The organism is Methylocystis sp. L43 (assembly GCF_015709525.1).
Classification (GTDB): domain Bacteria; phylum Pseudomonadota; class Alphaproteobacteria; order Rhizobiales; family Beijerinckiaceae; genus Methylocystis.
The window spans coordinates 72220-95556 of the sequence record NZ_JADNRA010000028.1; the positions used below are offsets into that span (position 1 = coordinate 72220).

Below are 23337 nucleotides of genomic sequence, written 5' to 3' on the forward strand. Positions count from 1 at the left end.
CCGCGCCCACACCGCTGACAATGTACGCATAGTGTATAAAACTTAGCCGCCTGGCGCCTTACGACTGGCCAGGCTCGAACTCGACGCCAGGATGCAAAACGATTATTTTATGCGCATAATGGCATGCCAATTGCTGAGACAATGTTCAATCCGCCATCCATGAGGGCATGTCTGCGCAAATGAAGATCATCACGGCGATTATCAAACCCTTCAAGCTCGACGAGGTGCGCGAGGCGCTGACGGAAATCGGCGTGCACGGAATGACCGCGACCGAGGTGAAAGGCTATGGCCGACAGAAGGGCCATGCCGAAATCTATCGCGGCGCCGAATATATCGTCGCGTTCCTGCCCAAGGTTAAGATCGACATCGCGCTCCCTGAAGCGCTCGTCGATCGCGCCATCGAGGCGATCAGACTCGCCGCCTATACCGGCCATATCGGCGACGGAAAAATTTTCGTCTCGCCGCTGGAGCGCGCCATGCGCATTCGCACCGGCGAGACCGATTCCGACGCGCTCTAAGCGCCTTCCCCATCATCAATCAGGATTCACGATGCAGAGCTCGTTTGCGCGCGCGGCTATAACATTCGTCGGCTCGAGGATTCCGCGAGTCCGGTGGGATCGTTTTGGCGCGGCGCTTGGCGCAACCCTTGTGGCCGGCCCAGCCCTCGCGCAGGACGGCGGGGGCAAGATCGACGGCGCCGACACCGCCTTCATGATCGCCGCCACCGCACTGGTGCTGATGATGACGCTGCCGGGGCTCGCGCTCTTTTACAGCGGCATGGTGCGCAAAAAGAATGTGCTCGCCACCATGGCGCAGAGCCTCATCGCCACCGCCCTCGTCTCGCTGCTGTGGATCGGCGTCGCCTACAGCCTCGCCTTCAGCGGCGAGGGCGCCTTTATCGGCGACGCGTCGCGGTCGCTTCTCGCCGGCATCGGGCTCGACACGGTGAACCCATCCGCCAAGACGATCCCTGAAATCCTGTACATGCTCTATGAGATGACCTTCGCGGTGATCACCTGCGCGCTGGTCGCCGGCTCCGTCGCCGAACGCATGAAGTTCTCCGCCTTCATGCTGTTTTGCGCGCTGTGGCTGTTCATCGTCTATGTGCCTTCCGCGCACTGGGTCTGGGGCGGCGGATTTCTGCAGAAGATGGGCCTCCTCGATTTCGCCGGCGGGACGGTCGTGCACATCAACGCCGGAGTCGCCGGCCTCGTCTGCGCGCTCGTGCTCGGAAGCCGCGTCGGGTTCGGGCGCGAAAATCTCTCGCCCTTCGATCTCTCGCTGGCGGTCGTCGGGACGGGGCTGCTCTGGGTCGGCTGGTTCGGCTTCAACGGCGGCTCGGCGCTCGCCGCCAATTCCCGCGCGGTCTTCGCCATTGTGGCGACGCATCTTGCCGCCTGCGCCGGCGCGCTGGTGTGGAGCGGGCTGGAGTGGCTCCAGCGCGGCAAACCGTCGGTTCTCGGCGTCATTTCGGGAGCCGTCGCCGGCCTGGGCACGATCACGCCGGCCTCGGGCTATGTCCTGCCTTGGCACGGCGTCGTCATCGGAATGATCGCCGGCGGCGTCTGCTACTGGTTCTGCACCGTCGCGAAATATAAATTCCGCTACGACGACACGCTCGACGTTTTCGGCGTGCATGGCGTCGGCGGCATCATGGGCACGCTGCTCGCCGGAGTCTTCGCCACGCGCGCGATCACGGCTTCGGAAGGCGATCCGGGCGTCGCGGGCCTGTTGGAAGGCGATCCGCATCAGCTTTACGTGCAGGCGATCGGCGTCCTCGTCACGATCGTCTGGGGCGTGATCGGCACTTTAGCGACGCTGAAAATTGTCTCGATGATCACGCCGCTTCGCGTGACGTACGACGACGAACGCGAGGGCCTCGACATCGCGCTGCACGGCGAAGCGCTGCATCAGTAGCGAACCGCTGGAACGCAGGTCTCCTATGCGTCATGGCCGGGCCTGTCCCGGCCATTCTCGCTATTCGCCGAACTGCTCGCGTCGAACTGCTTCCGCCAAAACGCTCGCATCCATTTCTTCGATGGTCTTGGCGAGGCCATCATAGCAAAGCATCCCGACGACATCATCGACACTCGTCGTCGTCAAAACCGACGCCTCGGCAAACGCGCCATTCTCGGTCGGCTCGTATGGCCGGGCTTGTCCCGGCCATCCACGCCGTGGAGCTTATGCGGGTCTCTCATAGAGTCCTCCGAATGGGGTTCATGTCGAGCATCAGCCGCACTTTCCAAGCCCGCTTTCAATGCTTCATGTTCCGCTCACGTTAGTGTCGCGAATGTCCTCATAGGGCTCGTAAAAAAACTTTAGCTGTAATCCGTATCTTTTTGAATCCCTCGATCCGGCCCTCTCGCTCAGACGCCGGTGTAGAGCGTGCCGTTCGGACTATTCGTCATGGTGTAAACTCACCCGCCCGCATGGGCTGCATTTGCAAGGCGTGGATGGCCGGGACAAGCCCGGCCATGACGGATGGTAGTTGAATTTGCCTAGATTTCTAAGCCCGCGCGCTCCGCAACCTGCTTTTCGATGAAACCCTGCGCCAGCTCTTTTCTTAGGCGAACGAGAAGCCTGCGCCGCGAACGCACGTATACGGTATTATTTTACCACGACGCGCTACATGCGAGTTTATAAAGCTTCCCGCAACTTCGGCAGCCCAAAAACTGCTTGACCTCCCCTCGCCCATCCCCTATCCAACGGCCTCCGAACACACCGTTCACACGGAAATCCCATCTCATGTTTGGCAACACCTATTCGGCGAAACCCGCCGACATCGAAAAGAAGTGGGTGCTGATCGACGCCTCCGGGCTCATCGTCGGCCGCCTCGCCTCCATCATCGCGCTGCGTCTGCGCGGCAAGCACAAGGCGACGTTCACGCCGCATATGGACGACGGCGACAACATCATCGTCATCAACGCCGAAAAGGTGGTGCTGACCGGCCGCAAGCGCGACCAGAAGGTCTATCACCACCACACGGGCTTTCCCGGCGGCATCAAGGAACGCTCGGCGAAGTTCCTTCTCGACGGGCGCTTCCCGGAGCGCGTCCTGGAGAAGGCCGTGCAGCGCATGCTGCCGCGAGGCCCCTTGGGCCGCAAGCAGTTCGGCAATCTGCGCGTCTATAAGGGCGCGGAACATCCGCACGAGGCGCAGAGCCCACAGACGCTCGACATCGCCGCCCTGAACGTCAAGAATAGCCGGAGCGCCTGATCATGGCCGAGTCCACTCTTTCCTCGCTTTCCGATCTTCAGGGGAGCGTCGCCACGGCGCCCGAGTCGCCGCGCTATGTGCAAAAGCTCGACAAGCAGGGCCGCGCCTACGCGACCGGCAAGCGCAAAAACGCCGTCGCGCGCGTCTGGATCAAGCCGGGCCCCGGCAAGATCACCGTCAACGGCCGCGATGTCGAAGTCTATTTCGCCCGTCCGGTGCTGCGCATGATTCTGGCTCAGCCCTTCGGCGTCACCAAGCGCGCGGGTCAATATGACATCGTCGTCACGGTCGCCGGCGGCGGACTTTCGGGTCAGGCCGGCGCGGTGCGCCACGGCCTCGCCAAGGCGCTGACCGCTTACGAGCCGGACCTGCGTCCCGCGCTCAAGAAGGAAGGCTTCCTGACGCGCGACTCCCGCGTGGTCGAGCGCAAGAAATACGGCAAGCGGAAAGCCCGCCGCAGCTTCCAGTTTTCGAAGCGCTAAGCTTCGGGGTCTTCAAGGCAAGCATCTGCAGAGCGGCGCTTCGGCGCCGCTTTTGTTTTGGTCAGTAGACGCAGATCTTGAAGTCGCTTCCGACCCAGCAGGCGGGGTCCGCCTTGGAGCGCTGCGCTTCTCCCCAACGTGAGTTGATCCCATCAGGGGTCAGTCCTTGCACTTCCGCCACTCCCGGCAAAGTGACGGAAACGCTGATCACCGTCGCGCCATCGAAGGCGCTTTTTCCAACTGGCTTTATCGAAAAGCTGCCGCCCATTTCAGGCGAAAATTCGCATTTCCCATTATATGGCGCTGCGCCGGCGCCATTGACGACGCATCTCGCCGGTCTGGCGATCGCCTCCGCGAGCAGGAGCTGCTGCGTCATGATGAAAGACGCGATCCAAACAGCAATTCTCTTCATCAAATCCTCCGCTCGCATGACGCCCGGGTCCGGGCCTATTCGAGTCCCGGCGCATGTCGCCGCTCGTGTAGACCCGCGACGCCCATCAGTCCGATGACCGCCCCGAAGATTAAATAGAAGGCCGGCGCGATCGGCGTCGCGAGATAGTCGATCAGCCAGGCGACGATGAAGGGCGCGAAGCCGCCGAAGATCATCACCGCGACATTATAGGCGATTGCGAGTCCCACGGTGCGGACATGCGTCGGAAACTGCTCGGCGAGCGCCGTCGAGAGCGCGCCAAAGAGGCCCGAGAGAATGACGCAGAAGGCCGTCTGCGCCGCTGCAAGCGCCAACAGCGTGCGCTCGGCCTGCAGCCAGACGAACAGCGGATAGACGCAAAGGAGAAGCATCCCATACGACGCGAGGAGCAAGGGCCGCCTGCCGATGGCGTCGGAGAGAGCGCCGATCAACGGGGTCAGCACGATCAGCAACAGAAGACCCGGCGCCTGGGCGATAAAGGACTGCGCGAGGCTCAGTCCCATCTCGGTCTTTCCGTAGGTCGGCATGTAGACGAGGATCACGTAAAAGGAGATTGTCGCACCAATCGTGGCGGCGAAACAGGCGAGAAGTCGATCGCCCCGCCGCCGAACGAGGTCGAGAAAAGCGCGCGCGACGCCTTCTTCCTGCGACGACGCTTTGAAGGCTGGCGTTTCGTCGAGATGACGTCTGACATAAAGCCCGACCGGGCCGATCAGCAGGCCGGCGAAAAAGGGAAGCCGCCAGGCCCAGTCGTGCAACGCTTCAACCGAAAAGACGCCCGCGACGAGCATGCCGGCGAGCGTCCCGAGCAGGATCGACAGCCCCTGCCCGACCATCTGCAGAGAGCCATAGACTCCGCGCCGACCGGCGGGCGCGACTTCGATCAGAAATGCGGTAGAACTCGCGAATTCTCCGCCGGTCGCAAAGCCCTGCAGCAATCGGCCTATCACGATGAGCACGGGGGCGAAGAGGCCGATCGTCGCATAGGTCGGGGCGAAGGCGATGATGGCGATCGCCGCGGTCATCACGAACATGATGAGTTGCAGCGCCGCCTTTCTTCCTTTCCGATCCGCGTAAAATCCGAAGAAGAGGCCGCCGAGCGGGCGCGTGCAGAAGCCCGCGCCAAAGGTCGCGAGCGCCAGCAAGAGCGAGGCCGTCTCGTCTCGGCTTGGAAAGAACGCCTGCGCCAGAACCGAAGCAAAAAAGCCGTAGACGACGAAATCGTACCATTCCAGCGCATTCCCAATCACGGCGGCCGCGATCTGTTTGGGCGCTGGCGCTCTCACTTGGGGGAAGTTTTGGCGCACATGCATGCAAATTCTCGATTGTCCGCGCGTCGCGTCTTGCCTTCGCAGTCGCACGCCACGGGCGCTAGCGGGAAGTGAGGAGGACGCCGAGCGGTCGCCGCGCAGCCTCGACGATCAGCGCGCCGACGACGCCGAGCGCGCCCATCAGCAGGAAGAAATACACGCTGGCGACGCTCGACCACAAACTGCCGAGCCGTCCCGCCAGGAGATTGCCGAGAAACATCGATGTGAACCACACGCCCATCAGCGCCGAGCGCGATCCTTCCGGCGCGACATGCGACACGAGCGACAGGGCTATCGGCGAGAAATGCAGCTCCGAGACGGTGATGACGGCAAAAAAGGCGAGGAGCCAAAGCCAGCTCGCCGCGCCGCCGTCGCTTGTCCATGCCGCAAGCGCCATGACGCCGTAGCTCACAGCGACGCCGAGACAGCCAAGCGACATTTTACTGATTGTCGAGGGCTCGCGCCCAGCCCGAGAAAGCCGGCTCCAAAAGGAGACGAGCGGCGGCGTGAAGAGAAAGATCATCAGCGGATTGAAGGCCTGAAACCATGTCACCGGAATTTCGGCGCGCCATCCGAAAACATCAACGCTGCGGTCGGTGGACTGCGCCGCCCACAGCGCGATCGTGTTGCCCTGCTGCTCGAAGGCCGCCCAGAACAGCGCGGAAGGCGCAAAGAGCAGCATCAGGATTGCGAACGATCGACGAAACTGCGCGCGCGCCTGCGCGGTCGGGGCGCGCCATTGGCCGTGTATCGGCTCGGGCGGCAGGCTGGGAAGACCCATCACATACGTCACGAGGCCGATCGCCATGCCGACGCCCGCGCAGGCGAAGCCATAATGCCAGCCGATCGTCTCCCCGATCGTTCCGCAAACCAGCGGCGCGAAGAACGCGCCGATATTGATGCCGACGTAGAAGATCGAATAGGCGCGGTCGCGACGGACGTCCGTCGGCGCATAAAGTTCTCCGACCTGGACGGAGATGTTCGGCTTGAAGCCGCCGCAGCCCAACGCGATGCAAAGCAGCGCGATCAGAAACAGACGATCGTACGCCATCATGAAATGGCCGATGGCCATCAACGCCGCGCCGATGACGATCGTGCGCGCGCGCCCTAACCAACGATCGGCGATCGCCCCGCCCAGAATCGGCGCGAGATAAACGAGGCCCGTGTAGAGCCCGTAGATTTGCGAGGCGAAAGGCTGCGGGCCGAGCGGACCGGAAATCGTCTCGAGCCCGCGCTTCAAGGCGTCTAGGCCGAGCGCCGCGTCCATGCGCTCCGGCGTCAGCAGGTAGTCAACCATGTAGAGGACGAGAAGCGCCCGCATTCCGTAATAGGAAAACCGCTCCCACATTTCGGAAGCGAAGAGAAAACCGAGCCCGCGCGGATGGCCGAGAAAATCGTCGCTTCGCTGCATTCGCCCTGCCGGACCATCGTCGCGCCGGCCTGCGGCCCGTGCGGTTGCTATAGACGATGGCTTGATCGGCTCAAATGGCCCCGACGTCGAGGCCTGCCGCGACGAGCATCCCTAGTTCGCGGCATTCATCGACGAAGTCTTCCCGCCATTCGCCTCGGCAAATGAGCGGCTCGCGAACCGCGCGCCAGCGCAGGCCGGTCACGATCGTCGTGACGCCGCGCCGCGTTCCTGTTCCATCGTGGCCGGCGCGAATGTAGAGCGCGTAAGGCAGGCCCTGGGTGCGCTCCAACAAAGGATAGTAGCAACGATCGAAGAAGTCCTTGAGCGCGCCGCTCATGTAGCCGAGATTTTCGGTGGTTCCGAGAATGACCGCCTGGGCGGCGAGAACATGCTCGGGCGTCGCCGCGAAAGGGCTGAGCGTCTCGACCTCGACGCCCTCGATCTCGGGCGCCCGCGCGCCGGCGGCGACCGCGTCCCGCAGCCGCTCGGTATTCCGCGACGGCGCATGCGCGACGATGAGTAGCCGCTTTGGCAAAATGGGCGCGGCTACCAGGGATGAAATTCTGGCACGTAAATAATTTTCATGAAGATCGCCAGGCCGATGACCGCGAGCACACCCAACAGCGCGCTGTATCCGATCACCGAATAGACCGAGACGTTGTAGACCGAATCCAATAATCGCAGCGCGAACGCTCTCAGCCCGCCGTCTGTTTCAGTTACCTGCTTCGCCATGATCTTTCCTCTCAAGGAGGCGGTCAAAACTCAAAACTCATTAATCAATATAGAGCGCTCGATGTCGCCGTCACCACTATTCGCTCGACGCTATCAGAGGTTCGGGTTTGCCTTTGTCGCTGACGCTCATCGAGCGTTTGCGCTTTTCCGCCAGTTCAACGACCTGGGCTCTTTGCGCGTCGGACATCGATATCCAGCCGGCAATCTCGGCGCGCGTGCGGCCGCAGCCGACGCAAACGCCGTCCTGATCGAGTTCGCAGATCTTTACGCACGGACTGTCGACCATCGGGCTCCACTTTATGACTGCGCGCCTCCGCGATTGCGGCGGATGCGTCCCGCCGCGCTATAGGATGACGCGCCGTGCGCGTCAAAAACGCCGGACGGTTCTCGCGACGATCCTTTTTCTCCGTCGCCAAATCGATTAGATGCGGGCCATGACGACGATAACGAAGATCTTCATCGACGGCGACGCTGGCACCACCGGGCTCGAAATTCGCGAACGGCTCGCCGGACGCGCGGACATTTCGCTCGTCTCGCTCCCACAGGAGACGCGTAAAGACGTCGCCGCCAAGCGCGACATTCTCGCTTCCGTCGACATCGCGATTTTGTGTCTGCCGGACGACGCGGCCAAAGAAACCGTCGCGCTCTGCGACGCGCTCGGCGATGAGAGCCCGAGATTGCTCGACGCCTCCACCGCCCATCGCGTGGCGGAGGGTTGGGTCTACGGTTTCGCCGAGCTTTGCAAGGGACAGGCGGCGGCGATCGCCCGCGCGCGCCGCGTCGCCAACGTCGGCTGCTACGCCACCGGCGCGATCGCGCTCCTTCGTCCGCTCGTCGACGCCGGGCTCATCCGGTCGGACCAGCCGCTGACGATCAACGCCATCTCGGGCTATTCGGGCGGCGGACGGCAGATGATCGAATCCTATGAGCTCGGCGAAGCGCCGGCGTTCGAGCTCTACGCGCTCGGGCTCGAGCACAAACATGTGCCGGAAATCATGGCCTATTCGAAGCTTTCCGAGCGGCCGCTTTTTGTGCCCTCGGTCGGCAATTTCAGGCAGGGCATGCTGGTCTCGATACCGCTCGCGCTCGACGCGTTGCCCGGTAAGCCCAAAGCCGAAGATTTTGAAGGCGCCTATGCGGGTCACTACGCCGAGGCGAAACATGTTCGGCTGGCGGCCGCGCCGACAAGCGGCAAGCTCAACCCGCTGGCGCTGAATGGCGCCGACGATATGGAGGTCTTCGTCATCGGCAATGAGGCGCGCCGCCACGCCCTCCTCGTCGCCCGGCTCGATAATCTCGGCAAGGGCGCGGCGGGCGCGGCGGTGCAAAATCTCGACCTGATGATGGGGAAGACCGCCGTCGTGTCAGCCTAGACCGGCGGCGACGCTTGGGAACGCATATCTTGGGCGCGCCTATCTTGGGCGCGCCTATTCAGTATAGGCGGTCGCGCCTCCCGGCAATTTCGCGGCGACGTCCTCATAGCGGCTGGTGCGCTTGTCCATCATCGTCTCGAAGGCTTCATGCACCTCCTGGACCGAGCGAACCTTGAGTCGACGGCCCTGCTGCTCGTAGAAGATCGGCTTGTTGGCCCGCGCCGGCCTCGGTAGCAGCGACGCCGCCGACGTCTGCGGCGCCTCGTCCATGGTCCGCATGAAGCGCTCGGCGTCGTCCGGTCCCAGGAAGTGGATGAGGTATGTTTCGCCGCGGGTCAGAGGACGGCCGATTTTCTCGGCGATCCTGGCGCTGTCCTTCTTTAGCATTTCGGCGGCGAGAACCGCGGAAAGATAGGGATCGTTGCGCAAGCCCAAGATTTGCGCCCGCTTCTGCCCGCTGACGCGCGCCGAATCGTCGCTCGCGATCACCGCCGCCGTCTCGCCGTGCCCATGGCGCCAGCCGAAGGTTTTCATCGCCTTAAGCCAGGTCTTCTCGACGAATTGGAAGAGCCCGCTGGCGGAAGATGTCCGCGCCTTCGCGGTCGAGGAGAAGTTCGACTCCTTATCGGCGATCGCCATGAGCAGCGCCGGGTCCATTTCGGTCGTCTGCGCGGCCTTGACGACGCGCTCGACGATCGACTGCTGCACCTTGATGGACCCGAACCGCATCACGCCCGGCGTATCGAAGGCGTCGTCACTCCCCACCCGATGCGACCAGGTGAGCGCCGCCTGCTCCAATGAGAAGTCCGAGTCGAGCGCCGTATCGTCATCGGCGAATTGCGTCAGCGCCGTCAGCGGAGATGCGGCGACGCGGGCGCGTGCAGCGCGCGCGGTCCGCTCCGGACGACGAGTCTCGTCGCGCTCGGCGGTCATGGCCAGGACCGCCAGCACCGAAAGCAGGGTCGCGACGCAAAGCGCGCGCAACAACGGAGAACAGGATTGATCAAGCAGTAAGCCCGGCAGGGTCGCCTGGGGCGAGGCCTTGGACTGCCGGCCTGAGCGAGGCGACGCGGCCTTCTCGTCCTTGGAAGGCGGCGGGGCGTTCGTCACCGTGACGGTCATGCTTCGCGGTTTCTCCACAATTACGCAAAGTTTGCGTAAACAGAAGGTTACCTGCGATGCGGGGCGAAAGATCGGCGGTCCCAGCCATGCTCGCGCCATAATTAGGGCCGCGCCACAGGCGCGCGGCAGCTGAAAAATGAATTATTGCAATAGGTTATGCAGGCAGGCGCGTCGCTGTCGCCACAATGACGCCACTAGTCGAGGCTCGACCTCGCTGCGGCGGCGTCTCGAAACGAGAGGCGCGTGTCTCTAAAAGAGATTCGACACCTTGGACAGCATGCCCTGGAGCAGATGATATTCGGGGCCGGCGGTCGGCGTCGTGCGGGTGATGAAGTCGATCGGCTTGCCGTCTTCCATGCCGTAATCGGCTACGCGCTGAACTTTCTTCGACTTGTCGAAGTAAACCGCGTAGACGCGCTGATCGGTAATATTCTGAGGCATGAAGGCGAACTGGCGCTCGATACGTTGACTGACGTAATACCAAGCGTCGCCGCCGACCGTCGACGTTGTCGACGGTGTGCCAAGGGTCGCCATCACCTGCTGCGCCGGCATGCCAGGCTTGATCTGCCCGGTGCTGCGCGAATCGAGCACGGCGCCGCGGTTGACGACGCCCTCGTACCCGAGACAACCTGCAAGCGAAACCGCGAGGCCGGCAACAGTCGCCAACCGAGAAAAGACGCGCAAGGCCTGCGCCATGTATATCTCCGAAATCATCCGCCGCAGCGCGCCCGCGCTCGGTCGATCGTCTTTCGCCAAATCCGTAATCTTCGAACGCAGCGAAAGCAAGACGGCTGTTCTCGCGCTGCGCGGCGCTGGCGTCCGTGCGCCAACGCACATATCTGATTATTGAACGCGCGCGCCTTGGAGACGACGCCATGAACGACACTTTCGACTCGCATCCGCCCCTCTCGCGCCGTCTCGCCGTCTCTGAAGTGCCCCCCGAAGGTCTCGACGTCGACATCCGAGCGACGCCGGTCGAATGCGCCGCGCTGGCGCGGCACAACGCCCTGCCCGCTGTCCATTCGCTCCATGCGGAACTGCGGGCGCGGCAACGGCGCGGCGACGGATTGGAGATCGAGGGCGAGCTGCGCGCGAGGCTTCGGCAAATCTGCGTCACGACGCTCGAGGAGTTCGACTCGGAGCTTGTCGAACCCATTCAGATGCGCTTTGCGCCGCCGCGGGACGAGGCGCGGCGCAGCCCAAGGCGATACGAAGAGTCGACCGAAATTACGCTCGATGAGGATCCGCCTGACCCGTTGATCGGCGGCGTCGTCGATCTCGGCGCCGTCGTTTCCGAGTTTTTCACGCTGGCGCTTGATCCCTATCCACGCAAGCCAGGGGCGAATTTCGTCGAACCGCAACCTGGCGAGGGAGCTCAGCCGACGTCGCCTTTCGCCACCCTCGGACGGCTCAAACCACGCCGCGAGGCTTGAGGCGAGACAGAATAGGCACTTGCGCCTATGGCCAGCAAATGGCAAGTCGCCCGCAAGGGCGGGAGCGCGCACGCGCTTCTCGGACGCGTCACAAAGGCCGGCCATGAGTTAAGGCGGCGAATCCAGGCGCGCAGTCGGGAGAAACGGGTTAAATGCCGCAAACTATTCGGATCGCGCTCGACGCGATGGGCGGCGATTTTGGTCCGAAGGTGACCATCGCGGGCGCCGCCAACGCGCTCGAACGGCGTCCCGAGAGCCGCTTTCTGTTGATCGGCGACGAGCCGGCGATCCGCGCGCAGCTTCAGCGCCATCCGCGCCTCGCCGAATGCGCCGACGTGCGCCACTCTTCGGTGTCGATCCGCATGGACGACAAGCCGAGCCAGGCGCTGCGCTACGGGCGGCGGGTCTCGTCGATGTGGCTCGCGATTGAAGCGGTCAAAAAGGGCGACGCGGATGTGGCCGTCTCCGCCGGCAACACCGGCGCGCTCATGGCCATGGCGAAAATATGTCTCCACACGATGGCGCGCGTCGATCGTCCCGCGCTCGCCTGCCTTTGGCCGACGCTAAGGGGGCAGTCGGTCGTGCTCGACGTCGGCGCCTCCATGGGCGCCAACGCCAGCCACCTCGTCGATCTTGCGATCATGGGCGCGGCGATGGCGCGGGTCATCCTGGGTCTTGAGCGTCCCACCGTCGGCCTGCTCAACGTCGGCACCGAAGAAATCAAAGGCATCGAGGAAGTTAAGGCCGCATCGACCCTGCTGCGCGACCTCAACCTGCCCGGCTTCGATTATCGGGGCTTCATGGAAGGCGACGGCATCGGCAAAGGCGTCGTCGATGTTGTGGTCACCGAAGGCTTTACCGGAAACATCGCCCTTAAGACCGCCGAGGGAACCGCGGCGCAGGTCGGCGTCTATCTCAAACAGGCGATGAGCGGCTCGCTGCTCGCCAAGCTCGGCTATCTTCTGGCGCGCGGCGCCTTCCGCGACCTCCGGGCGAAGGTGGACACGCGGGCGACAAATGGCGGGGTGTTCCTCGGGCTCGAAGGAATCGTCATCAAGAGCCACGGCAGCGCCGATTCGGTCGGCTTCGCGCGGGCTGTCGAGATCGGCCACGAGATGGCCGGCAGCGACCTTCTCAATCGTATTCGCGACACTGTCGCGCTGGCGCACCGCCTCGAGGGGCAGGACGGCGCCGATTCAACCAGTCCTCCCCGGGAAACTGCTCAGTGACGACAAGCATGCCTCAACTGCGTTCCGTCGTTCTCGGCGTGGGCGCCTATTTGCCTGCGAAGACGCTCAGCAACGCCGAACTGTCCAAGCTCGTCGATACGAGCGACGAGTGGATTGTGCAGCGGACTGGAATCAAGGAGCGCCATATCGCCGCGGAAGGCGAGACGACGTCGATGCTCGGGGAAATGGCCGCGCGCGATGCGCTCGCCAACGCCGGCATTGCGGCGAACGACATCGACCTGATCGTCGTGGCGACGTCGACCCCCGACTGGACCTTCCCGTCAACAGCGACGCAGATTCAGGCGGCTCTCGGCATTACGCACGGCGTCGCGTTTGATCTGCAGGCGGTATGCTCGGGATTCGTTTTCGCCGTCGCCACGGCGGAGAAATTTCTGCGCTCGGGTTCGCACAAGCGCGCGCTTGTGATCGGCGCCGAGACCTTCTCCAGGATCATCGATTGGACCGACCGCACCACCTGCGTGCTGTTTGGCGACGGCGCCGGCGCGATGGTGCTCGAGGCGCGACCGTCGCAGGGCGAATCCAACGAGCGCGGCGTGCTGACGACTCATCTGCGCTCTGACGGACGCCATCGCGCGAAACTCCATGTCGACGGCGGCCCGTCCGCGACTCAAACCGTCGGTCATCTGCGCATGGAGGGAAAAGAGGTGTTCCGCTTCGCGGTGGGCCAAGTCACCGACGTCGTCAAGGACGCTTTCGCCGCAACGGGACTGACCCCCGAGGATCTCGACTGGTTCGTGCCGCATCAGGCGAATCGCCGAATCATCGACATGTCGGCGCAAAAGCTTGGGATTGCGCCGCAAAAGATCATCGCCACCGTGCATTTGCACGGCAACACCTCCGCCGCGTCGGTGCCCCTGGCTTTGGCGGTCGCGGCGGCGGACGGACGAATCAAACAGGGCGATCTCGTCATGCTGGAAGCTGTCGGGGGCGGCTTTACCTGGGGATCTGCGCTGATACGCTGGTAAGCTGGCGTAATACAACAACTATTTCAATGTAAGCAAATATTCGAAAGAAAAATTACACGCGCGGTTACAACCTGCGCTTGATTTCTGCATTCAATTCTGAAAAATTCCGACAATAGCCGGTGGCGAATACCCGCGGTGGGCGGGATTCGGGGCGCTAACGCGCCGCCCCTGATCGCGCTCCGTCGTCCCCCGGCGCGCTCCGGACAGCCCACGACCGTTGTTTTTAATGAATTGTAGGGCAGAAAATGGCCAAGGGGGACGCGACCGCTAAGCCCAACGGCGAAGCGACCGAAAAGCGCATGGCAAGGAGGGGCGCCGTGACCCGTTCGGACCTTGCAGACGCAATCCATCGGAAAGTCGGAGTGCCGCGCGCGGACTCCGCGAAATACGTTGAAATGGTGCTTGAAGAGATCTTCGAGCGCCTTGTCGCGCGCGAAGACGTCAAGCTCTCTTCGTTTGGCGCTTTTATGGTGCGCTCCAAGAAGGAGCGGCTGGGACGCAATCCGAAGACGGGCGCCGGCGCCAAAATTTCGGCGCGGCTGGTCGTCTCCTTCAAGCCGTCCAACATCATGCGGGCGAGAATCAACGGCGACGAGTGACGCTTGCGCCGTCGGGCGCGCTTACCCGCTTGACAAGCGTCGGCGCGCCATGCGCCAAGCATGCATGGCCAAAAGCCGCGCGGTCTACGTCTGTCAGAATTGCGGCGCCGTCGCGTCGCGGTGGCAAGGCCGCTGCGACTCCTGCGGCGAGTGGAACAGCCTCGTTGAAGAGTCGGAGGCCGGCGCGCCCGCCGTTTCCCGCCGCGCCGCGCGCGGCCGCGTGTTCGAACTCGAGGGTCTCGCTGGCGAAGGCCGGGCCGCCCCAAGAATTGCGACGGGAATCGACGAATTCGACCGCGTCACCGGCGGCGGCTTCGTGCCTGGCTCGGTGCTGCTGCTCGGCGGCGAGCCGGGCATCGGCAAATCCACTCTGCTGATCCAGGCCTGCGCGACTCTGGCGCGCCGCGGCGCGCGCGTCGTCTATATTTCGGGCGAGGAAGCCGTCGCCCAGGTGCGCCTGCGCGCAACCAGGCTCAATCTCGCCGACGCGCCGGTGGAGCTGGCCGCCGCAACTCAGGTCGAGGATATTCTCGCCACCTGCGCGACAGGCGCCCGCCCGGCGTTGATCGTCATCGATTCGATTCAGACGATGCACACCAACTTGGCGGAGTCGGCGCCCGGAACGGTGACGCAGGTGCGCGCAAGCGCCCAAGCGCTCCTGCGCCACGCCAAGACGACGGGTTCAGCGATCGTTCTCGTCGGCCATGTCACGAAGGATGGGCAGGTTGCAGGTCCGCGCGTGGTCGAACACATGGTCGACGCCGTCCTGTCCTTCGAGGGCGACGGCGCGCATCATTTCCGCATGCTGCGGGCCTCCAAGAATCGATTTGGCGCGACAGGCGAAATCGGCGTCTTCGAGATGACCAGCCTCGGCCTCGCCGAAGTCGCCAATCCGTCGGCGCTTTTTCTTGCCGGCCGCGACGCTGGCGCGCCGGGCGCCGCGGTCGTCGCCGGCATGGAGGGGCAGCGTCCGCTGCTGATCGAAATCCAGGCGCTCGTCGCGCCGACCTCGCTCGGCACGCCGCGACGCGCCGTCGTCGGTTTCGACCAGAATCGGCTGTCCATGATTCTGGCCGTTCTCGAAGCGCATGGCGGGCTGAAGCTTGGCATGCACGACGTCTATCTCAACGTCGCGGGTGGATTTCGGGCCCATGAGCCGGCCGCCGATCTTGCAGCGGCCGCCGCGCTCGTCTCGTCGCTCACCGGCGCCGTCCTGCCGCCTGACATGTGCTTTTTTGGCGAGATCGGGCTCTCCGGCGCCGTGCGGCCCGTCATTCACGCCGGCATGCGACTGCGCGAGTCGGGGAAACTCGGGTTCCATCACGCCGTCGTCCCGCAATCCCAACAAATTTCCGATGATGGGCGCGGCTCCGGCGTGACGATCCGTCCCTGCGCGGACGTCGGCGGCCTCGTCGCCGCCATCGCCCGCATATCGACGCGCGAAAGAACGATCGCGCGCGGCTAAAGAGGTCGCGCATTAGTGTTTCCGGCTGGCCTCAAGATGCGTTAGAAGGCTGCCAGTGCGAAAACGAGACGCCTGCCGGACCGACGCTTGCCTACCCGCGGCGGCGCAAAGTTGACACAGGTTCTGGAGAGGGTCGTGCGGATGCCGCCCGGAAGGCGGCCAACAGCCCATTCAGAAGCGTTCAGAGCTCGGGGCGAACAAGCAAGGGGCTAGCGATGCCATCATATCTTGATTTGGCTGTGATTACCGTCGTTCTGATTTCGGGGATGCTCGCTCTGTTGCGCGGCTTCACCCGCGAAGTCCTTGCAATCCTGTCTTGGGTTGCAGCCGCGGCGGCGGCCTATTTCTTTTATCCGCTCGCCCTGCCCTACATCAAACCATATGTCAGCAAGGACGAGATCGCACTCGCGGCTTCCGTGGCCTCCGTGTTTTTCGTCGCTCTGATCGCCGTTTCTCTCGTCACGGTGAAGCTCTCTGACGTCATCCTCGATTCGAAGGTCGGCGCGCTCGATCGCACGCTCGGCTTCCTGTTCGGCGCCGTTCGCGGCGCCCTGCTCGCCGTCGTCGCCTTCGTCTTTTACAGCTGGCTCGTGCCCGAAACCAATCAGCCGGAATGGGTCAAGGACGCGCGCGCCAAGCCCTTCCTGACGGCTGGCGGCGAGAAGCTGCGCGAAATGCTGCCCGACGACATCGACAGCCTCGTCGCCAAGATCAAGGCCAAGAAGGGCGCGCCGACGAATGAGGAGCCGCCGGCCGACGTCGAGCCGGACAAGATTCAGCCCGCGCCGACCGACGCAAGCTCTGAGGCTCCGGCTGAGGCGCCAGCCGAGGCGGCGCCTCAGTCGGGCGACAAGCCTGAATGATGGTCTTGCGGATGGGCCCCGCCGCTGGCACATATGACGGGAATACGACGCCGGGCGCTCGGGAGTGCTGAGCGGCGGCGTTTCACGGGGGACCAAGCATGACGGAGGCCGCCGAGGATCTTCAGCGATCCTCATCGCGCGAGATTGACGCGATAGACGATCTCGACGGCGACAGGCTTCGCGAATATTGCGGCGTTTTCGGCGTTTTCGATCTGCCGGACGCCGCAGCGATCGCCGCCTTGGGCTTGCACGCCCTGCAGCATCGCGGCCAGGAGGCGGCCGGCATCGTCAGCTTCGACGGCGGACGCTTTCATGGCGAGCGCCGATTGGGCCTGGTCGGCGATCACTTTTCCCAAGAAAACACGATCAAGCGCCTGCCCGGCGCCGCGGCGATCGGACATGTGCGCTACGCCACCACCGGCGAAACCATGCTGCGCAACGTGCAGCCGCTGTTCGCGGAGTTGAACACGGGCGGCTTCGCGGTCGCCCACAACGGCAACCTCACCAATGCCCAGACGCTGCGCCGCGAACTGATCCGCGAAGGCGCGATCTTCCAGTCGACTTCGGACACCGAGGTCATCCTTCATCTCGTGGCGCGCAGCCGCAGGCCGCTGCTCATCGACCGTTTCATCGAAGCGCTGCGCTCGATCGAAGGCGCCTATTCGCTCGTCGCGCTCACCAACAAGAAGCTGATCGGCGCGCGCGATCCGCTCGGCATCCGGCCGCTCGTCATCGGCGAATTCAACGGAAAATATATTCTCGCGTCGGAGACTTGCGCGCTCGACATCATCGGCGCGCGCTTCGTGCGCGACGTGATGAATGGCGAGATCGTCATTATCTCCGAGGACGGAATTCAGAGCTTGCGGCCGTTTCCGCCGCAGCCGATGCGCCCCTGCATCTTCGAATATATCTATTTCGCCCGTCCCGATTCCATCGTCCATGGCCGTCCAGTCTATGAGGTGCGCAAGGCGATGGGCGCCGAACTCGCGCGCGAGCGCCTGATCGACGCTGACGTCGTCGTGCCCGTGCCGGACTCCGGGGTGCCGGCGGCGCTCGGCTATTCGCAGCAATCCGGCGTGCCGTTCGAACTCGGCATTATCCGCAATCACTATGTCGGACGCACCTTTATCGAGCCGACGCAGATCGCCCGCGATTTCGGCGTGCGCATGAAACACAGCGCCAACCGCTGCGTCGTCGCCGGGAAACGCGTGATCCTCATCGACGATTCCGTCGTGCGCGGCACGACGTCGGTGAAGATCGTGCAGATGATGCGCGACGCCGGCGCGACGGAAGTGCATTTCCTGATTTCATCGCCGCCGATCACCAATCCGGACTACTACGGCATCGACACGCCGCAGAAGGAGAATCTGCTCGCCGCGACGCATACGCTCGAGGAAATGCGCGAATATATCGGCTGCGACTCGCTGGGCTTCCTGTCCGTCGATGGCATCTATCGCGCCATGGGCTACGAACGCCGCGATCCCATCCGGCCGCAGTTCACCGATCACTGCTTCACCGGGGATTATCCCACGTCGCTGACCGACCTTGTCGGCGAAAACCGCGCGCAACTGTCGCTGCTGGCGGAGGCAAGCTGATACATGACAATCGCGCTAACGAGATCCCCATGCCATGGCGAGTGAAGTAACAGCATCCGCGGTCATGCCCTCCGCGACGCCGACTGAAGCGGAGGTGGAAGAATGGCGCCGGCTGCCGCGAGACGAACAACTGCGGAGACTCCGCGCAGTTCTCGCAGATGCTGAGAGCTCTACTGCGTCAGAGGCGACCATGGCTGATATTCTAAAGGAAGCTCGTTGTCGCGCTGACCAACTTCGTGGCTGAATTCCGTCTTTCTCGCCGCGCCCGAGCCGATCTAATAGACATTTACACCTTTACCGAGGCGAAGTTCGGACCCTATCAGGCCGAAGCCTACTACTCGGGACTAGAACGCTCATTTGGCCTGCTGGCGACTTTCCTGCTATAGGAGTCAGCCGCGAAGAGACTCTCCCGCGCCTTCGACAGTTTCGTTTCCAGTCGCATTTGATTTTCTATTGCGACGAAGGAGACTATGTCTTCATTCGAGCGCTGATCCATGTGCGTCAGGGCCTCAGGCCGTCCTTATTCGAATAGATTGTCATGACTCTCCCTTCCGACCACATCGCACTTGTCACCGGCGCCTCGCGCGGCATTGGACGCGCCCTGGCGCTCGAACTCGCCCGCGACGGCGCGCATGTCGTGGCTCTGGCGCGCACGCAGGGCGCGTTGGAAGAACTCGACGATGAAATCCGCGCGCAGGGCGGGCAAGCGACGCTCGTTCCTTGCGACCTCGCCGATTTCGACGCCCTCGACCGTCTTGGCGCCGCGTTGTTCGAGCGCTGGGGCAAGCTCGACGCCTTCATTGGCAACGCGGGGATTCTCGGACCTCTATCGCCGCTCGCGCACGTCGACCCGAAGGACTGGAACCGCGTCATGGCGGTCAACGTCACCGCAAACTGGCGTCTGATCCGTTCCCTTGATCCGCTCCTGCGCACGTCAGGCGGCGGGCGCGTTCTCTTCATTACCTCAGGGGCGGCGCATCGCGAGGCAATGAAGCCGTTCTGGGGCCCTTATGCGATCTCGAAGGCGGCGCTCGAGGCGATGGCCCGCACTTATGCGTCTGAGAGCGCCGGCGATGGCGTGACCGTCATGCTCGCCAATCCAGGCCCGCTGCGCACGCGCATGCGCGCTCAGGCGATGCCCGGCGAAGATCCGATGACTCTCAAGACGCCTGAAGAATTCGCAAAAAAATGCCTCGCGCTGCTGGCGCCGGAATGGCGCGAGAGCGCGAGGCTTTACGATTTCCCCACCGACCGGCTGCTGAGTTTCACCGCGCCCGTCTGACGGGGGGGCACCCCTTAGTGGTGGTGATTGCTCGTGTGATGGTGGGTGTGGCCCTGATGCCCGTGGTGATGATGATGGACATGGCCGCGGCGCGGCGCGAGCGGCGGAGGCGGCGGGATATAGGCCAACGTCAGGCTTTCGACGCCGGCCGTCCACCCCACGCCAGAGCCGGCCTGAACGTTGAAGGGCTGCAGCGAGAAGATGTTGTCGGATCCGCCGACGAGCGCCGCGCCCCCGCCCCCGACCCCGAGCTTGGCTGAAACTCCCGGGCCGATATAGGAGCCCGCGAGAGCGCCGGGTCCAAGGTGGTCCGTCGCCGCGACGACGCCCCAGGACAGTTGGCCAGGGCCATTGATCGTCACATTTGCGCCGACCTTGGTGAGCGCGCCCGCATAGTGGGCCGGCGCCGCGCCTTCGGCGTTATCGCGATAAATGCAGTCCATCTGCTGATTTTCGACTAGAACGCTGATGCCGTTGCCGAGCAGCCGGCACTGCAAGATCCCGACGCGGTCGCCCGCAAAGGCGCTCGCCGGCGCCAGCATGGCCAGAGCGAAAACGCCGCTCAGCGCGCGACCCAATCCAAACTTCAGCATTCAGTTCTCCTCTTCCTGATCTGCGCCCCGTCTGACGCGGAGCCGCAAAGCACGCCCTGCAGTACAGGACGACCAGGGAAATGCAACAGCGCCGCTCCAGCTCTAAGCTATGGCGCCTGATATCATGTGCGCCGGCGCACGAGCGAGCTTGCGCGCCCGCTGCTCGCCACACCTTTGCCGCGCTTGCAAAGGACGTGGAAGAGTCCGATTTCTAAAGGTGTAAAGAACCGAGGATTCCGTGGCGAACTCCTATCCGCTTCCCGTTCTCGTGGACCAGGGCCTGTCCCAGTCCGACGTCGAAGCCCTCCGCGCCGCCGTCGTGGCGTTGGAACGACAGAGTTTTGCAACGCGGCTTGCCGGATTGGCGGGCCGGCAGCTGAGTTTTGGCTCGATGACGCTGCCGCCGCGACTGCAGGCGACGGTCGCCTCGGCGACGCAAAAGGCGCTCGCCGCGGCAATGAAGATAGCCTTGGCGAGCCTCGACGCGCAGCCGGCGAAGGACACCATACGCATTCACCGGCGTCTGGCGGCGCTGACGGGAGGCGTCGGCGGCGCCGTTGGACTGGCGAGCCTGCCGATCGAATTGCCGGTGTCGACGACGATCATGCTGCGCTCGATCGCGGAAATTGCGCAGGCCGAGGGAGAGGACCTGCGCCACCCGGGCGCCGCCCTCGCCTGTCTCGAAGTTTTTGCGCTGGGCGGCCCCTCCGCCGAAGGCGCCGTTCTAGAGGGCGGCTATCTCGCGCTCCGCGCGCTTCTCGCGAAATCCGTGTCCGACGCTGCACGTTTTATGACTGTCCATCAGATCTCCAGCGAAGCGGCGCCTGCCCTGGCGCGGCTGATCGGCGCGATCGGGGCGCGCTTCGGCATGGTCGTGTCGCAAAAGACCGCTGCGCAGGCCATCCCGGTGATCGGCGCGATCAGCGGCGCGGCGATCAATGTCGCCTTCACCGAACACTTCCAAAGTCTCGCGCGCGGCCATTTCGTCGTGCGCCGACTGGAGCGGCTCTACACTCCTGCCCTGGTGCATGCCGAATACGCCAAAATCGCCCGCTCAGAGGGCTATTGGGATGATCCGTCGCAGGCGGCGTGAGCCGCGGCGAGCGTGCGTGATCGCGCTGCAGATGGGTAATGGCCTAGTTTGAATTTCGCCTTTTGACGGAACGCGGAAACATTTGGTTGGCAGCCGGGATGTTCGCATCGCGCCAAAAAAGCGAGGTTCCATGATGGCGCGTTATGCTATGCAAGATCGCCGCTATCGTTAAGCCGTGGCCTCGACGTGTTTCTTGAAGTTGTTCAAAATTGTTTGCCACCCCTCGCGCTGCTGTTCGATTGAGTGTTCGGTTTCTGCATCGAAGGTGCTGCGCACTGTTACGCCATTCGCACTTTCCAAAAATTCCACGGCGCCGCTACGGTCTCCGAAGGAATATTCGATCAGCTCGTGCCGAACGATCTTGGTGTAAGTTCCGGCAAAGTCGAAACCAAAGCTGCCGTCTTTGGCCTCCATGCGGGAGGAGAAGGCACCGCCCTCGCGCAGATCGACTGTGGCGCGCGGGCAATGCCAAGTGTCGACCGCGAAGTTCCACTTCGTGATGTCGGCCGATGTGGTGTAGGCAGACCAGACCCTGGCGATCGGCGCATGGACAAGCGTTTCGACAGTAAGTTTCATTGATCGTGATCCTGCGGCATAGTTTTCTCGAATTAGACTCTTGAAGTCCGCTATGTCGCGAGCCGCGCTTTCTGGCGACGTGGCGAAACAAGTTGATAGTTCAAACGCGCATCCCGATATCTCCCCGCTTGCGGGAGATAGTCAAGGTGAGGGCAGCGCGATCGGGTGAAGGGCTTCCTCATCCTGAAGAGCGCGCGCAGCACGGATTCACTTAATTCCGCATCTTCACTAAGGCAAACGGCGCAGCGCCTCGGCGAGATGCCCAACCTGCTTCGTCGTGGCGATGCTCGATTCATTTTCTTCGAGCAGGATGAAATCAGCGCCCGCGAGGTTCTCATCGAGTTCCTCTGTCGTGGCCGGCAGCCGTTCGCCGTTCGAGGCGTCGCCTGGCGCGCGCCGATAATGGCCGAGTTCGACGCTGTTGTCCTCGGTCCGCATATAGAACCAATAATCGATTTGCGGCGGACAGGGCGCGAGGGTCGCCGCCGCCAAAACTTCATGCAGAAAGCTGCCGCCGAGCGCGAGCAGCCGCGGCGGGCGGGCGCAATCGCCCTTCTCCCCTGCCCGGCCAACCGCCGCCGTGGGATAATGCGCGTCCGGCGATAAGAGATTGAGGAGATCCAGCAGGTCGCGGTCGGTGCCTAGGGCTTCTGGCGCCGGCGCAGACGCAAAGGCCAGCACGCCGACGGGAGAAGCGGGAAGCGCGCGTGTCGCTTCACGCATGGCCAGCGCGCCGCCAACGCTGTTCCAATGCGTGCCGCCGCGCGGAAAGAGCGGTATCGGTTGTTTGGGCTTTTCCGCCGCAATGAGCGCCGGGCCGTCCACATAGCTGACATGCGCTTCATCGAGCGCCGCGCGGTAAGGCGCAAGCTTTTCGGGCATCGCCGTCGCGCGCAGGGCGCAAGCCGCGGACTTTGGCAGATCTTCCGGGTAGCGCGCCGCCTTTGACGGCGAAATGAGATAGACGAAGCTCTTGCCGCGCGCCTGCGCGCTCTCCTGAATTTCGTGCAGCGTCAAAGACCACGCGCCGAGCCGCGCGGAATCGAAGGCGCCGTCGCGTGCGCAAAATTCGTCGATGTAGAACTGCTCATAGAGCTGGCCATTACGCCCGATTACGACTCCGGGCGCGGCCGAACCGCCGAAAAGCGAAAAGACGAGTTGATTTTTCGCGCGCACCGAGATCGGAAAAACCGGCGACATTCGACCAAGATTGATTGAGACCGCCTTTTGCGTTTCTCCTGAAAGAAAGGCGTCGAACGTCCAGGGCGCGGGCTTTGGCTTCGCGACGCCGTAAAGCGGCCAGGCGCTGCGGATACGCAGCTTCGGCCAATCGCCTTCGACGGCGAAATTCCACAGATTGGCGAGGAAGAGGAAGGCGATGAAGCCGGCGCAACCGGAGATCGGCAGGCGCGCAAGCGTGAGCGCCTTCATGAAGGCGCGTCGTGTAGCGACGCTTTCAGCGCGCGCGGGCGCGTGCGACGCCGCGCCGCTTTCTCCTTCATGTCGCGCGGCGGGCTTTTTCTTTTCGGCGAGATCGCTCATGCGAC

27 protein-coding genes are annotated in these 23337 nt (G+C 63.5%); 15 read left to right on the forward strand and 12 right to left on the reverse strand.

Annotated elements, in window-relative coordinates:
* The first annotated feature begins 167 nt into the window (after positions 1-167).
* Complete coding sequence (locus tag IYX23_RS09630; RefSeq protein ID WP_275548818.1) at positions 168-518, forward strand: P-II family nitrogen regulator; 351 nt, start codon at positions 168-170, stop codon at positions 516-518.
* 31 nt (positions 519-549) lie between these two features.
* Positions 550-1917: an ammonium transporter gene (locus IYX23_RS09635; protein WP_210330538.1), complete on the forward strand. Its 1368-nt coding sequence runs from the start codon at positions 550-552 to the stop codon at positions 1915-1917.
* Positions 1918-1977: 60 nt separating this feature from the next.
* Here the strand turns inward: IYX23_RS09635 and IYX23_RS20505 are convergent, their stop codons facing one another.
* Positions 1978-2103 (reverse strand): hypothetical protein, encoded by a 126-nt coding sequence (locus IYX23_RS20505; protein ID WP_281431782.1) that lies wholly within the window; start codon positions 2101-2103, stop codon positions 1978-1980.
* 642 nt (positions 2104-2745) lie between these two features.
* Here IYX23_RS20505 and rplM point away from each other — a divergent pair.
* Both rplM and rpsI read left to right on the forward strand, forming a co-directional pair.
* A complete protein-coding gene (gene rplM, locus IYX23_RS09640) occupies positions 2746-3216 on the forward strand; it encodes a 50S ribosomal protein L13 (RefSeq protein WP_196392568.1) in 471 nt (156 codons plus the stop codon).
* Positions 3217-3218: 2 nt separating this feature from the next.
* Positions 3219-3698 (forward strand): 30S ribosomal protein S9, encoded by a 480-nt coding sequence (gene rpsI, locus IYX23_RS09645; RefSeq protein ID WP_018407795.1) that lies wholly within the window; start codon positions 3219-3221, stop codon positions 3696-3698.
* A gap of 61 nt (positions 3699-3759) precedes the next feature.
* Here rpsI and IYX23_RS09650 read toward each other — a convergent pair whose 3' ends face one another.
* From IYX23_RS09650 to IYX23_RS09675, 6 genes are all read right to left on the reverse strand, one after another.
* Positions 3760-4110, reverse strand: a complete 351-nt coding sequence (locus IYX23_RS09650; protein WP_246716615.1) for a hypothetical protein — start codon at positions 4108-4110, stop codon at positions 3760-3762.
* Positions 4111-4145: 35 nt separating this feature from the next.
* Positions 4146-5441, reverse strand: a complete 1296-nt coding sequence (locus IYX23_RS09655) for an MFS transporter (RefSeq protein WP_196392570.1) — start codon at positions 5439-5441, stop codon at positions 4146-4148.
* A 58-nt stretch (positions 5442-5499) separates the two neighbouring features.
* Entirely contained in the window at positions 5500-6849 is a 1350-nt protein-coding gene (locus IYX23_RS09660; protein WP_196392571.1) for a peptide MFS transporter, read from the reverse strand.
* A gap of 70 nt (positions 6850-6919) precedes the next feature.
* Positions 6920-7384, reverse strand: a complete 465-nt coding sequence (locus IYX23_RS09665) for a flavodoxin family protein (RefSeq protein WP_210330539.1) — start codon at positions 7382-7384, stop codon at positions 6920-6922.
* A gap of 11 nt (positions 7385-7395) precedes the next feature.
* Positions 7396-7581: a hypothetical protein gene (locus tag IYX23_RS09670; RefSeq protein WP_196392572.1), complete on the reverse strand. Its 186-nt coding sequence runs from the start codon at positions 7579-7581 to the stop codon at positions 7396-7398.
* 76 nt (positions 7582-7657) lie between these two features.
* Complete coding sequence (locus tag IYX23_RS09675; protein ID WP_196392573.1) at positions 7658-7867, reverse strand: DUF1289 domain-containing protein; 210 nt, start codon at positions 7865-7867, stop codon at positions 7658-7660.
* Between the two features lie 148 nt (positions 7868-8015).
* Here IYX23_RS09675 and argC point away from each other — a divergent pair, with 148 nt between their 5' ends.
* Positions 8016-8954 carry an N-acetyl-gamma-glutamyl-phosphate reductase gene (gene argC, locus IYX23_RS09680; protein WP_196392574.1) on the forward strand — a complete coding sequence of 313 codons (939 nt, stop codon included), beginning with the start codon at positions 8016-8018 and terminating at the stop codon, positions 8952-8954.
* 54 nt (positions 8955-9008) lie between these two features.
* Here the strand turns inward: argC and IYX23_RS09685 are convergent, their stop codons facing one another.
* Complete coding sequence (locus IYX23_RS09685; RefSeq protein ID WP_196392575.1) at positions 9009-10076, reverse strand: transglycosylase SLT domain-containing protein; 1068 nt, start codon at positions 10074-10076, stop codon at positions 9009-9011.
* Positions 10077-10325: 249 nt separating this feature from the next.
* Positions 10326-10772, reverse strand: a complete 447-nt coding sequence (locus tag IYX23_RS09690; RefSeq protein ID WP_246716616.1) for an outer membrane protein assembly factor BamE — start codon at positions 10770-10772, stop codon at positions 10326-10328.
* 179 nt (positions 10773-10951) lie between these two features.
* Here IYX23_RS09690 and IYX23_RS09695 point away from each other — a divergent pair, with 179 nt between their 5' ends.
* The 9 genes from IYX23_RS09695 to IYX23_RS09735 all read left to right on the forward strand — a co-directional run bounded on the left by IYX23_RS09695 (position 10952) and on the right by IYX23_RS09735 (position 19528).
* Positions 10952-11509, forward strand: a complete 558-nt coding sequence (locus tag IYX23_RS09695) for a DUF177 domain-containing protein (protein ID WP_196392577.1) — start codon at positions 10952-10954, stop codon at positions 11507-11509.
* 152 nt (positions 11510-11661) lie between these two features.
* Positions 11662-12738: a phosphate acyltransferase PlsX gene (gene plsX / locus IYX23_RS09700; RefSeq protein ID WP_196392578.1), complete on the forward strand. Its 1077-nt coding sequence runs from the start codon at positions 11662-11664 to the stop codon at positions 12736-12738.
* An 8-nt stretch (positions 12739-12746) separates the two neighbouring features.
* On the forward strand, positions 12747-13724 hold the full coding sequence (locus tag IYX23_RS09705) for a beta-ketoacyl-ACP synthase III (RefSeq protein ID WP_281431783.1): 978 nt from the start codon (positions 12747-12749) through the stop codon (positions 13722-13724).
* A gap of 299 nt (positions 13725-14023) precedes the next feature.
* Entirely contained in the window at positions 14024-14323 is a 300-nt protein-coding gene (locus IYX23_RS09710; protein WP_210330544.1) for an integration host factor subunit alpha, read from the forward strand.
* Between the two features lie 64 nt (positions 14324-14387).
* A complete protein-coding gene (gene radA, locus IYX23_RS09715) occupies positions 14388-15788 on the forward strand; it encodes a DNA repair protein RadA (protein ID WP_196392580.1) in 1401 nt (466 codons plus the stop codon).
* A gap of 215 nt (positions 15789-16003) precedes the next feature.
* Positions 16004-16651: a CvpA family protein gene (locus tag IYX23_RS09720; protein WP_196392581.1), complete on the forward strand. Its 648-nt coding sequence runs from the start codon at positions 16004-16006 to the stop codon at positions 16649-16651.
* Positions 16652-16749: 98 nt separating this feature from the next.
* Positions 16750-18246, forward strand: coding sequence for an amidophosphoribosyltransferase (purF, locus tag IYX23_RS09725; RefSeq protein ID WP_196392582.1), 1497 nt, complete (start codon positions 16750-16752; stop codon positions 18244-18246).
* A 236-nt stretch (positions 18247-18482) separates the two neighbouring features.
* Positions 18483-18632: a type II toxin-antitoxin system RelE/ParE family toxin gene (locus IYX23_RS20260; protein ID WP_348643645.1), complete on the forward strand. Its 150-nt coding sequence runs from the start codon at positions 18483-18485 to the stop codon at positions 18630-18632.
* Between the two features lie 152 nt (positions 18633-18784).
* The gene (locus IYX23_RS09735; RefSeq protein ID WP_196392583.1) at positions 18785-19528 is read left to right on the forward strand and encodes an SDR family NAD(P)-dependent oxidoreductase; all 744 of its coding nucleotides are present in this window, start codon (positions 18785-18787) and stop codon (positions 19526-19528) included.
* A gap of 14 nt (positions 19529-19542) precedes the next feature.
* Here the strand turns inward: IYX23_RS09735 and IYX23_RS09740 are convergent, their stop codons facing one another.
* The gene (locus tag IYX23_RS09740) at positions 19543-20121 is read right to left on the reverse strand and encodes a DUF992 domain-containing protein (RefSeq protein ID WP_196392584.1); all 579 of its coding nucleotides are present in this window, start codon (positions 20119-20121) and stop codon (positions 19543-19545) included.
* Positions 20122-20359: 238 nt separating this feature from the next.
* Between IYX23_RS09740 and IYX23_RS09745 the strand changes: the two genes are divergently transcribed.
* A complete protein-coding gene (locus IYX23_RS09745; RefSeq protein WP_196392585.1) occupies positions 20360-21214 on the forward strand; it encodes an EcsC family protein in 855 nt (284 codons plus the stop codon).
* Positions 21215-21382: 168 nt separating this feature from the next.
* Here IYX23_RS09745 and IYX23_RS09750 read toward each other — a convergent pair whose 3' ends face one another.
* Both IYX23_RS09750 and IYX23_RS09755 read right to left on the reverse strand, forming a co-directional pair.
* Positions 21383-21790: an SRPBCC family protein gene (locus tag IYX23_RS09750; RefSeq protein WP_196392586.1), complete on the reverse strand. Its 408-nt coding sequence runs from the start codon at positions 21788-21790 to the stop codon at positions 21383-21385.
* Positions 21791-22018: 228 nt separating this feature from the next.
* On the reverse strand, positions 22019-23332 hold the full coding sequence (locus tag IYX23_RS09755) for an alginate O-acetyltransferase (RefSeq protein WP_196392587.1): 1314 nt from the start codon (positions 23330-23332) through the stop codon (positions 22019-22021).
* Positions 23333-23337 lie beyond the last annotated feature (5 nt).